Source organism: Methylocystis heyeri, from assembly GCF_004802635.2.
GTDB classification, from domain to species: domain Bacteria; phylum Pseudomonadota; class Alphaproteobacteria; order Rhizobiales; family Beijerinckiaceae; genus Methylocystis; species Methylocystis heyeri.
In genome coordinates this window covers 3726686-3737500 of record NZ_CP046052.1, presented here as the reverse complement: position 1 = coordinate 3737500, position 10815 = coordinate 3726686, and the positions used below count along the sequence as shown (strand labels likewise).

General features: G+C 65.3%; 10 protein-coding genes and 1 tRNA gene (1 of these 11 running past the window's edge). 2 read left to right on the top strand and 9 right to left on the bottom strand.

Translation table 11 applies throughout. The annotated features are described in order from the left end of the window. A protein-coding gene (locus H2LOC_RS16840; protein ID WP_136498249.1) for a M23 family metallopeptidase crosses the window boundary here: on the top strand, nt 1–631 show its end. The gene continues 1406 nt to the left of window position 1, outside the view; 631 of the gene's 2037 nt are visible here — the last part of the coding sequence; its start codon lies beyond the left edge, outside the window; its stop codon occupies nt 629–631. 157 nt (nt 632–788) lie between these two features. Here the strand turns inward: H2LOC_RS16840 and H2LOC_RS16835 are convergent. The 3 genes from H2LOC_RS16835 to H2LOC_RS16825 all read right to left on the bottom strand — a co-directional run bounded on the left by H2LOC_RS16835 (nt 789) and on the right by H2LOC_RS16825 (nt 2487). Further along, nucleotides 789–865, bottom strand: a tRNA-Pro gene (locus H2LOC_RS16835). Nucleotides 866–1076: 211 nt separating this feature from the next. Beyond that, entirely contained in the window at nt 1077–1583 is a 507-nt protein-coding gene (locus tag H2LOC_RS16830; protein WP_136498248.1) for a dihydrofolate reductase, read from the bottom strand. A gap of 103 nt (nt 1584–1686) precedes the next feature. After that, nucleotides 1687–2487, bottom strand: coding sequence for a thymidylate synthase (locus H2LOC_RS16825; RefSeq protein ID WP_136498247.1), 801 nt, complete (start codon nt 2485–2487; stop codon nt 1687–1689). 120 nt (nt 2488–2607) lie between these two features. On the opposite strand from H2LOC_RS16825, the gene H2LOC_RS16820 reads away from it, so the two are divergent. Beyond that, complete coding sequence (locus H2LOC_RS16820) at nt 2608–3594, top strand: Tim44 domain-containing protein (RefSeq protein WP_136498246.1); 987 nt, start codon at nt 2608–2610, stop codon at nt 3592–3594. 49 nt (nt 3595–3643) lie between these two features. Here the strand turns inward: H2LOC_RS16820 and truB are convergent, their stop codons facing one another. The 6 genes from truB to nusA form a co-directional block, all read right to left on the bottom strand. Then, entirely contained in the window at nt 3644–4546 is a 903-nt protein-coding gene (gene truB / locus H2LOC_RS16815) for a tRNA pseudouridine(55) synthase TruB (RefSeq protein ID WP_136498245.1), read from the bottom strand. After that, nucleotides 4543–4998, bottom strand: coding sequence for a 30S ribosome-binding factor RbfA (gene rbfA, locus H2LOC_RS16810; RefSeq protein WP_136498244.1), 456 nt, complete (start codon nt 4996–4998; stop codon nt 4543–4545). Before rbfA ends, truB begins: the two co-directional genes overlap by 4 nt. 7 nt (nt 4999–5005) lie before the next feature. Beyond that, nucleotides 5006–5617, bottom strand: coding sequence for a hypothetical protein (locus H2LOC_RS16805; RefSeq protein WP_136498243.1), 612 nt, complete (start codon nt 5615–5617; stop codon nt 5006–5008). A 99-nt stretch (nt 5618–5716) separates the two neighbouring features. Next, nucleotides 5717–8395, bottom strand: coding sequence for a translation initiation factor IF-2 (gene infB, locus H2LOC_RS16800; protein WP_136498242.1), 2679 nt, complete (start codon nt 8393–8395; stop codon nt 5717–5719). Further along, a complete protein-coding gene (locus H2LOC_RS16795) occupies nt 8392–9108 on the bottom strand; it encodes an RNA-binding protein (RefSeq protein WP_136498241.1) in 717 nt (238 codons plus the stop codon). The genes infB and H2LOC_RS16795 overlap by 4 nt, the downstream gene beginning before the upstream one ends. Next, the gene (nusA, locus tag H2LOC_RS16790) at nt 9105–10715 is read right to left on the bottom strand and encodes a transcription termination factor NusA (RefSeq protein WP_136498240.1); all 1611 of its coding nucleotides are present in this window, start codon (nt 10713–10715) and stop codon (nt 9105–9107) included. Before nusA ends, H2LOC_RS16795 begins: the two co-directional genes overlap by 4 nt. Nucleotides 10716–10815 lie beyond the last annotated feature (100 nt).

The following is a 10815-nucleotide window of genomic DNA, read 5'->3' as shown; positions in this document are numbered from 1 at the left end:
CGACGCGCTTCTCTATGCCTCACTGAGCACGCGCGGCGAGACCTACCGCTTCTATCGGTTCCAGACCCCCGACGACGGGCTGGTCGACTACTACGACGAGAACGGCCGCTCCAGCCGCAAATTCCTGGTCCGCAAGCCGATCGCCGTGGGCGAGACGCGCTCGGGCTTCGGATACCGCCGCCATCCGATCCTCGGCTATTACAAGATGCACACCGGCGTCGATTGGGCGGCGCCGATCGGCACCCCGATCTTCTCGGCGGGCAACGGCGTCGTCATCATGGCGGAATGGCATGGCGGCTATGGCCGCCGGGTGGAGATCCAGCACGCCAACGGCTATGTCACCGCCTATAACCACATGTCGGGCTTCGCCCGCGGCATCGCCGAAGGGGTGAGGGTCAAGCAGGGTCAGACCGTCGGCTTCCTCGGCTCCACCGGCCTCTCCACCGGCCCCCATCTCCATTACGAGGTCATGGTCAACGGCCATTTCGTCGATCCGATGCGGGTCAAGCTGGCCCGCACCCGCGAATTCGACGGCAAGCTGCTCTCCGAATTCAAGCGCGAGCGCGACCGCATCGAGCAGCTCATGGCCAAGGCCCCCAACAACGCCAAGATCGCCGCCGCGCGTAAATAGCGGGGGGAAGACTGGTTTTGCGGGGAGCGGAAAGACGCTCATGCGGGCGAAGCCCGGGGGCGGCGGCGTCACACCGGGAGATCATGGCCTTCGCGCCGGGTCGCGAGTCCAATCGGGCGCTGCGCGCCGAGCCAGATTTGGATTTTTTGAGAATAAATGGTCGGAGTGAGAGGATTCGAACCTCCGACCCCCTCGTCCCGAACGAGGTGCGCTACCAGGCTGCGCTACACTCCGACATTGGCGTTTTCCGCCGTGCGCCAGCCGGATCGGCCCGGCGCGACAGGACGCGTCGCGTCCGTGCGGGGCTATATAGCCGGCCCTCGCCGCGGCTGCAACAGGAGTTTATCTCGCCATGTGCAAAAACTCTGGCCGGCTCTGCGATTTGACTGCGCCGTGGCCCGCAAAAGGCCGGTTTTGGGGGGCGGAGGCGGCGCAAAACCGGTTCTCAGCGACGCTCCAGCGTGACGAAGGAGAAATCCGCCTCGTCGCGGGGGCCGCGCGCGGGGCTTGCGCGGGCGATTTCCCGCCATTGAGTCATATCGAACTTTGGGAAAAACACGTCGCCTTCCGGTTCGAGCGCGATTTCCGTGAGCTCGATTCGGCTGGTTTGATCCATGAGAGCGCGGAAAATCTCAGCGCCCCCGCCGACGATCGCTTCGTTGGAACCCATTTCCCGAGCGATCTCGCAGGCGAGCTCGGCGGCCTCGTCCGGGCTGTGCGCCACGACAACCCCTTCCGCGGAAAAATCCTGCGCCCGCGTCGCGACGATGATGCGGCGCCCTGGCAGGGCCTGCGGCAGTGATTCGAAAGTGCGCCGGCCGAGAATCAGCGGCTTTCCCATCGTCAGCGCCTTAAAACGCTTGAGGTCGCTCGAAACGCGCCAGGGCAGCCCGTTGTCGGCCCCGATCACCCCATTGCGGGCTACCGCCACGACGGCCACGAGTCGAACCACGCTTTAGCCTCCTAGAGCGTTTCCAGCCGAAGTGGATGCCGGTTCGGCGTTGGAAACGCGTCAAAACAAAAGCTTAGAGTGTTTTCATGAACATGAAAACACTCTAAACGGCGATCGGCGCGGCGATGGCCGGCCAGGGATCGTAATCTTCGATTCGGATGTCTTCGTAACGCGTTTCGAACAGGGACGAAGGCTCGAGCATCAGACGCGGCAAGGGCCGAGGCGCTCGGCCGAGCTGCTCGCGGGCCTGTTCGATGTGATTGAGATAAAGATGCGCGTCGCCGAGGCTATGGATGAACTCCCCTGCGATGCATCCGGTTTCCCTCGCGATCAGATGGGTGAGCAAAGCGTAGCTCGCAATATTGAACGGCACGCCCAGAAACACATCGCCTGAACGCTGGTAGAGCTGGCAGGAAAGTTTTTTCCCGGCCTCCATCTCTTCGACATGGAACTGGAACAGACAGTGGCAGGGCGCGAGCGCCATCTTGCCGAGGTCGGCGGGATTCCAGGCCGAGACGATCAGGCGCCGGGAGAATGGGTTGCGCTTGATCTCGGCGACGACCTCCGCGACCTGGTCGATGCTGCGCCCGTCGGGCGCCGCCCATGACCTCCATTGACGGCCGTAGACGGGGCCGAGCTCGCCGCTCGGATCTGCCCATTCGTCCCATATCGTGACTCCGTTCTCGCGCAGATAGGCGATGTTGGTGTCGCCGCGCAGGAACCACAGCAATTCATAGATGATGGATCTCGTGTGCAATCTCTTGGTCGTGACCAGGGGAAACCCTGCCGAAAGATCGAAGCGCATCTGATGCCCGAACACCGAGAGCGTGCCCGTGCCGGTGCGGTCCTCCTTGCGGCGGCCCTCCGTCAACACCCTGTCGAGAAGATCGAGATATTGTCGCATAGGAGCTTTAATGCCTGCTCGATCTTCGAGGCGCAACACCGCCTATTTGTGAGAAGACTGGGCCGTTCCTATATAGTGGCCGGCAGCGGGCGGGGCCCGCGCGATAAACGGGGTTGATAAATGTCACCGCATAAGGCGCCGAGGCGCCGTTTCAGTCAAATTCTTGTCCTCGCCGCGCTCGTCGCCCTGGCTCCGGCCATCGGCGAAGCCAAGATGCCGTCCAATATGGGCAGCAGAGGCTCCAGGACTTTCTCGCCGCCGCCCGCGACCTCGACCGCGCCCATGAACGCAGCGCCGATTCAGCGCTCGATCACGCCTCCCTCCGCCTCCCAGCAGCAGCCCGGCTTCGCTGCGCCCCGGCCCGGCTTCGCCCCTCAGGGCTCGAGCTTCGGCCGCGGCCTGCTCGGCGGCCTCGCCGGCGGTCTGCTGGGCGCCGGCCTGTTCGGTCTCCTGACCGGGCACGGGCTCTTTGGCGGCCTTGAGGGCTTCGCTTCCTTCATCGGCCTCCTGTTCCAGCTCGCCCTGGTCGCGCTGCTGGCGCGCTTCGCCTTCGCCTGGTGGCAAAGCCGCAAGGCTGCGCCCGCCGGCGCGGGCCCCCGCCCGCAGGCCAACTTCTTTTCCGGCGGCCCCGGCTTCTCCCCCGGCGGCTTCGGCTTTGGCGGCGGCGCCCAAAAGCCCCAGACCGCTCCGCTCCGTCTCGCGGGGGAAGATTTGCCGGCTTTCGAACGGCTGCTGTCGCAGATTCAGGAGGCCTATAGCCGGGAGGACAGCGCCGCCCTGCAGCGGCTGGCGACGCGCGAGATGGCCGGTTATTTCGACGAGGAGCTCGCCGCCAACCGTCAGAAGGGTGTGGTGAACCGCATTTCCAACGTCAAGCTTCTCCAGGGTGATCTGTCGGAAGCCTGGCGGGAAGGCGCGGACGAATACGCCACTGTCGCGATGCGCTACGCCTACACCGACGTCTTGGAGGACCGCGCCTCTGGCCGCGTCGTTTCCGGCGACCCGTCTCAGACGGGCCAATCCACCGAGGTTTGGACCTTCCGCCGCCCCGCGGGATCGGGACCTGGTTCCTGGATCTTGTCCGCGATCCAGGACGCGGGCCGATAATATCGAGCCAAGAAGCAACGCCGCCCCGAAAGGGCGGCGTTTTTATTTGTCAGAACGGAAGATTGAAGACGCGCGAAGGCTCCAACGCGCCTTCGACCACCTCGCCGAAAGCGACCGGAACCCCGCCGCAAGCTGCGTAGATGATTCCGCCCGCGGGCGCGTCCCGCCCGCGGAGAATGAGCGAATTGCCCCGCCGCAGGCGCGCCGCCGAATCGCGATCCACGACGACGCAGGGCACCTCGGTCAGTCCGGCTTCCACGGACAGAAGCGCATCCGCGGCCCCGCCCTCGGATTCGATTTCCTCGAAAGTGAAGCTGTCGTCTTCCGTGAACGGCCCCACCCGGGTGCGCCGCAGCGCGGTCACGTGGCCGAAACATCCGAGCAGCCGCCCGAGATCCCGGGCGATGGCGCGGACATAGGCGCCCTTGCCGCATTCCATGACGAATTTCGTTTCGTCCGGCGTCGTCTCGAGAATCTCGAGGCGATGAATGGTCACCGGCCGGGCCTTGAGCGCGACGGTCTCGCCGTCGCGAGCAAGGTCATAGGCGCGTTCGCCCGCGATCTTGATGGCGGAATATTGAGGCGGCGTCTGCATGATGTCGCCGATGAAGCCCGGCAGCGCCGCCGTCAGCGCGGCTGTCTCGGGTCGCGTCTCGCTGGTCCTGACCACCGCGCCCTCGGAGTCGTCGGTGTCGGTCTCCGCGCCCCAGCGCACCGTGAAGAGATAAGCCTTCTCGCCGTCCTGAACGAAGGGAACGGTTTTGGTCGCCTCGCCGAAAGCCACGGGGAGAATCCCCGACGCCAGCGGATCGAGCGTTCCGGCGTGCCCCGCCTTCTTGCCATTGTAAATGCGCTTCAGCCGCGAGACGGCATGAGTCGAGGTCATGCCGATCGGCTTGTCGAGCACGATCCATCCATCGACGATATTGCGGTTCGATCTGCGTTGATTCATCTGGCCGAGCCGTTTTCCTCTTGTTCATCGTCCCCTTCCCCGGGGGTCTCGGTTTCGCGGGACAGCAAGTCGCGACGCACTTTTTCGGAGCTCAGCAAAGCGTCGATGCGCGAGACGTTGTCGAAACTGTCGTCGATGCGAAAACGCAGTTCGGGAGCGAATTTCAGATTGACCAAATGCGCGAGCTCGCCGCGCAGGAATTTCCTGTGCCGATCGAGCGCGGCCAGAACTTCAGGCTCGTCGGCTCCGCCGAGAGGCATGACGTAAACTGTCGCAAGTTTCAGATCCGGGCTCATCTTCACCCGCGAAACGGTAACCACGTGTTTTTCGAGCACGGGATCGTTGATTTCCCCGCGCGCGAAAATCTGGGCCGACGAATGGCGAATGAGTTCGGCGACGCGCAGCATGCGCTGCGACGGCTCAGCGCCGTGTGCGTGATGTGATCTGGACATGGTCGGATTAAGCCTCGCCTAAATGCGCGCCGGCAGGGATGCGGCCTTGCTGAAAGGCCTGTCTATGATCGGCGTCGCCAAGGTCCATCTGGAACGTTTTCCATTCGCCGTTTTCGAGAACGGCCATCCACCATAGGCCGTCCACGGTCTCGCCGAACCGCCAGACGATTTGGTAGCCGTCTTCATTGGTGAAGCCCTCGCCGTCCGCTTGAAGGATCGCGTCGCCCCCTCCGAAAATATGGGCCCGCAGGGATTGGAGCGCCTCGAAACCGGCGTCCTCGTCGGCGCCGGAGAGATGCTGGAAGGCGTAAACCGTCTTGACCGATTTCAGATATTCGGAGACCCAGGCCGCGCCGCTCGCCGGCTTGCAGCCCGCGAGCTCCTCGAAAAACTCCCCAATTTCCTCCGCGCCGAGCGAGTCGCCGGCGACCGGGTTGCGGTCCAGCACGGCGATCGGATCGCCGTCGGGCGTGGACAAGAGCAGGCTGGTCCAGACGCCGCCCTCGCTTTCCTCTTCAGAGAGGGTCGCGCCCTCAGCTGCTTCCGCCAGGACACGGCTCAACTCGTCAAAGCCGGGAGCATCGGCGCGCTTGCTCAGCACCCGCGTGTAATAGCCCATGATGGTCTCGCTTCGAGAAATGGCGGCGCGAGCCGGGAGCTTTGCTCCCGACTCTCGTCATCCGGTTGAGGCAGTCCGCGAATGGCGCGGAATTCGGCCTTACAGCGTCCGCTTGATCTCCTCGATGCGGTAGCATTCGATGACGTCGCCCTGGCGCATGTCCTGGTAGTTCTCGAAAGCCATGCCGCATTCCTGGCCGACCACGACTTCCTTGACCTCGTCCTTGAAGCGCTTCAGCGTCGAGAGCTTGCCCTCGTGGACGACGACATTGTCGCGGATCAGGCGGACATTGGCGCCGCGCTCGACCTGGCCGTCGGTGACGCGGCAGCCGGCGACCTTGCCCACCTTGGAAATGTCGAACACCTCCAGGATGAGGGCGTTGCCCAGCATGGTTTCGCGCAGGGTCGGCGCGAGCAGGCCCGACATCGCAGCCTTAACGTCATCCACCAGATTGTAGATGATGTTGTAGTAGCGGATCTCGATTCCGGCGCGCTCGGAAGCTTCGCGGGCTTCCTTATGGGCTCGGACGTTGAACCCGATGACGGCCGCGCCGGAAGCTTCGGCCAGCGAAATATCCGACTCCGATATGCCGCCGACGCCGGCGTGGACCACTCGGGCCGCGACCTCGTCGGTGTTGAGCTTTTCGAGCGCCGAGATGATGGCCTCGACCGACCCCTGAACGTCGCCCTTGACGACCAGGGGGAACTCCTTGCGGCCCTGGGTCTTGAGTTGGCTCATCATGTCGCTGAGCGAGCCGCGGCCGGAGCCGCCGCGGATGGCGGCCTTCTCGCGCTTCTGGCGTTCGCGATATTCGGTGATCTCGCGGGCGCGGGACTCGCTTTCGACCACTGCGACGCGGTCGCCGGCCTCCGGCGTCCCGGAAAATCCGAGGATCTCCACCGGGAAGGACGGGCCGGCGTCCTGCCGAACGGCGCCCTTGTCGTCCAGCAGCGCGCGCACGCGGCCCCATTGCGATCCCGCGACGACGATATCGCCGACCCGCAGCGTGCCGCGCTGAACCAGCACGGTCGCGACGGGGCCCCGGCCCTTGTCGAGACGGGCCTCGATGACGGTGCCTTCGGCCGAACGGACCGGGTTGGCCTTGAGATCGAGCACTTCCGCCTGCAGGGCGATCAATTCGAGCAGTTTTTCGAGATTGAGTTTCTGCTTGGCGGAGACTTCGATCTCCAGGGTTTCGCCGCCGAGGCTCTCGACCTGGACCTCGTGCTGCAGCAGCTCGGTCCGCACCCGCTCGGGCTTGGCGTCCGGCTTGTCGATCTTGTTGATCGCGACGATCAGCGGAACCTGCGCCGCCTTGGCGTGATGGATCGCTTCGATCGTCTGCGGCATGACGCCGTCGTCGGCCGCGACCACCAGCACCACGATGTCGGTCACCTTGGCGCCGCGCGCGCGCATCGCCGTGAAGGCGGCGTGGCCGGGCGTGTCGATGAAGGTGATGGGAGCGCCGCCCGGCGCCGTCACCTGATAGGCGCCGATGTGCTGGGTGATGCCGCCGGCTTCGCCCGCGACCACATTGGCCTGGCGGATGGCGTCGAGCAGAGAGGTCTTGCCGTGGTCGACATGTCCCATGATGGTGACGACGGGCGGACGCGCGACCAGATCCTCGCCGGCGTCGGGTGCGTCGAACAGACCTTCCTCGACGTCGGACTCGGCGACGCGCTTCACCGTGTGGCCCATTTCCTCGGCCACGAGCTGCGCGGTGTCGGCGTCGATCACATCGGTGATCTTGTGCATGTCGCCCTGCTTCATCAGCAGGCGGATGACGTCCACGCCCCGCTCGGACATGCGGTTGGCGAGTTCCTGGATGGTGATCGTCTCCGGCAGAATGACTTCCCGGGTGATTTTCTCCTTGGGCTCCGCCATGCGCCCTTTCATGAGGCGCTGGTTGCGGCGAACATATGCGGCGTGGGAGCGGGTGCGCTCCTCGTCGCCAGCCGCAGTCGCAGTGGTGACGGTCAGGCGGCCTCTGTCCTTGAAGCCGCCGCGGCTCGGCGCAGGACGCGCGGGAGGCGGCGCCATCGGAGCGGCAGCAGGACGGCGAGGCGCAAGGGAAGGCGTTGCAGGACGTCTGACTTCGGTCTGACCGGCGGCCGGAACGGCCGTCTCGGCCGGACGGCCGGGAGCGGCGGCGCGGGGCGCAGCCGAAGCCGGGCGCGGCGCAGCGGAGGCCGGACGGGACGCGGCAGGCGCGGGAGCCTCTCCGGCCAGCCGGCGGCGCGCTTCTTCTTCCGATTTGCGCTTGGCCTCGGCCTCGCGCGCCAGACGCTCTTCCTCTTCGCGCTTGCGCGCTTCGGCGGCGGCGCGCTCTTCCTTTTCGCGCGCTTCCCGTTCGGCGCGCGCCTTGGCTTCCGCTTCGGCGCGGCGGCGTTCTTCCTCTTCGCGGGTGCGGGCGTCGGACAGGGCGCGTGCGCGGGCTTCGCGTTCGTCGTCGGTCAGGGCGCGCAGCACGACGCCGGCGGATCCGCGGGAGGAACGGGGCTCTGCCTGTCTTGCGGGAGCCGAAGGCCTCGTCGGCGCTGGCGGAGGAGGCGCGGCGGGCGCAGGCGCAGGCGCGGCCACGGGCGAGGCTGCCGGTTTCGTCTCAACATGTCCTGGGGCGCGGCGCTTCACCTTCTCCACGACAACCACTTTGGAACGTCCGTGGGAGAAGCTCTGGCGCACCATGCCGCCCTGCTCAGCCGGCCGCTGCTTGAGGTGCAGCGTCTTGGACGGAGCCACGGTCAAGGTTTTATCGCCGCTGTTCTCGCTCTCGCTCATTCAGTTTCCGATCCCGGGTCCTGCTGACCCATTCGCATCAAATTCTCAGTGGCGCGGTCGTCTTCGCACAACCGCCGCCGGCTTCCAAGTTCCTCGTCGACCATCCGGCCCGGCGCCGCCCTGTAGCGGACCAGTCGTGCGACGCGGGAAAAAAAAGCGTCCGTGAGCCCCCCAGCCGCGAGCCCAGCATGTATCACATTTGTGCGGCCGAACGCCAAATCCAATTGGTTCGACGTAAAAATTGAGACCGTTTTCGGACATATTCCGGTAGAGGCCTCGCCGCGTCGCGCGCTTTGCGCGAGTTTTCGGCGTCCGTCTTCGCCGCCGTCGACCGCTTCGAGCAGGACGGCGATTTCGCCGCCCTCCAGGGCCGCGGCGACTTTGCCGAATCCGAACGCCGCAGCGCCGGCCTTGTTCGCCATGGCCAGCATCTGGAGGCAGTCGGCTTCGAGCAGCCTGTCGACCTCCTCGGCCAGCGCGGGCGACGCCTCCGCCCTGGTTTTGAGCGAACGCGAAAAAGCCTGCTTGCGCGCGGCTTCGGCGACGAGACCGGCGTTCGCGGTGACCCAGACGCCGCGACCGGGCAACCGCGATCTGATGTCCGGAGCCACGGTGCCGTCAGGAGCGCGCACGAAGCGGATCATCCCTTCCGGCGCGTCCTGCCGGCGGGTTATGATGCAAGTCCGCTCCTGATGCGACGCCTGTTTCGTCAATCCTGTTCCGCCTCTTGCGTTGCGCCTTCTTCTTCGCCTTCTTCCTGCGGCTGGGAGACGGAATTTTCGATCCAGCCGACCCGCACGCGAGCGGCCATGATCATCGCTTCCGCGTCCTCGCGAGAGAGATCGACGCCGGTGAAGAAACCTTCGTGCTTGACGGTCTCGCCGTCTTTCTTCTCGCTCCAGCCGACGAGATCGTCGGGCACGCAGCCCGCGAAATCCTCCATCGTCCTGACGTCGTTCTCGCCGAGCCTGACGAGCATTTCCGAGGTCATCCCCTCGATCTCGCGCAGCTCGTCCGAGACGCCGAGCTCCTTGCGGCGCGCTTCGTTTTCGGCTTCCACGCGATCGAGATAATTCTTGGCGCGGGTCTGGATTTCCGTCGCCGTGTCCTCGTCGAAGCCCTCGATCGAGGCGAGCTCCGAGAGTTCGACGAAAGCGAGATCCTCGACCGAGCTGAACCCTTCCGAGGCGAGCAGCCGGCCCACGACTTCGTCTACGTCGATGGCGTTCATGAACACGCGCGTGCGTTCTTCGAACTCTCTCTGGCGGCGTTCGGATTCTTCCGCCTCGGTGAGAATGTCGATGTCCCAGCCGGTCAATTGCGAAGCGAGGCGGACGTTCTGGCCGCGGCGGCCGATGGCCAGCGACAGCTGATCGTCCGGCACCACCACCTCGATGCGGTTGGAGTCCTCGTCGAGCACGACCTTCACGACCTCGGCCGGCTGGAGCGCGTTGACGATGAAGGTGGCGGCGTCCGCCGACCACGGAATGATGTCGATGCGCTCGCCCTGCAGTTCTCCCACCACCGCCTGGACGCGCGAGCCGCGCATGCCGACGCAGGCGCCGACCGGATCGATCGAGGAATCGCGGGAGACGACGGCGATCTTGGCGCGCGAGCCGGGGTCCCGGGCCACCGACTTCACCTCGATCACCCCGTCGTAGATCTCCGGCACTTCCTGCTTGAACAGCTTGGCCATGAACTGCGGATGCGTGCGCGAGAGGAATATCTGCGGTCCGCGCTGCTCGCGCCTGACGTCATAGACATAGGCGCGGACGCGGTCGCCCGGGCGGAAGGTCTCGCGCGGGATCATCTCGTCGCGCCGGATGACGCCTTCCCCGCGCCCGAGATCGATGATCACATTGCCGTATTCGACGCGCTTGACCACGCCGTTGACGATTTCCCCGATGCGGTCCTTGAATTCCTCATACTGGCGGTCGCGCTCGGCCTCGCGCACTTTCTGGACGATGATCTGCTTGGCCGACTGCGCCGCGATGCGCCCGAAATCGAAAGGCGGCAGGGTCTCGGAAATCCAGTCGCCGGGCTGCGCCGCCGGATTGCGCTTGCGGGCGTCTTCGAGCGAGATCTGGGTGGCGTCGTTGGTCACCTGATCCACGACCAGCATCAGCCGGGAAAATCGCACCTCGCCGGTGCGCGGATTGATCTCCGCGCGCACCTCGGTTTCCTGACCGTAACGGGAGCGAGCCGCCTTTTGCAGCGCGTCCTCCATGGACGCGATGACAATAGAACGGTCTATCGACTTCTCGCGCGCTACGGCGTCCGCGATCTGCAAAATTTCCAGTCGATTGGCGCTGACGGCCATTTTTGTCGTCTCCTTACGGCGCAAGAGCGCTCGCTAGCGGCGGGACGCGTTTGCGCCCCGGATAATATGTCACGCGCAATGTTTCTCGCCGGCTGATCCC

Excerpts from the sequence above, each read along its gene's own strand:
- H2LOC_RS16825 (WP_136498247.1), bottom strand. The coding sequence starts at position 2,487 with ATGCGACAATATCTCGATCTTCTCGACAGGGTGTTGACGGAGGGCCGC.
- H2LOC_RS16820 (WP_136498246.1), top strand. The coding sequence starts at position 2,608 with ATGTCACCGCATAAGGCGCCGAGGCGCCGTTTCAGTCAAATTCTTGTC.
- truB (WP_136498245.1), bottom strand. The coding sequence starts at position 4,546 with ATGAATCAACGCAGATCGAACCGCAATATCGTCGATGGATGGATCGTG.
- rbfA (WP_136498244.1), bottom strand. The coding sequence starts at position 4,998 with ATGTCCAGATCACATCACGCACACGGCGCTGAGCCGTCGCAGCGCATG.
- H2LOC_RS16805 (WP_136498243.1), bottom strand. The coding sequence starts at position 5,617 with ATGGGCTATTACACGCGGGTGCTGAGCAAGCGCGCCGATGCTCCCGGC.
- infB (WP_136498242.1), bottom strand. The coding sequence starts at position 8,395 with ATGAGCGAGAGCGAGAACAGCGGCGATAAAACCTTGACCGTGGCTCCG.
- nusA (WP_136498240.1), bottom strand. The coding sequence starts at position 10,715 with ATGGCCGTCAGCGCCAATCGACTGGAAATTTTGCAGATCGCGGACGCC.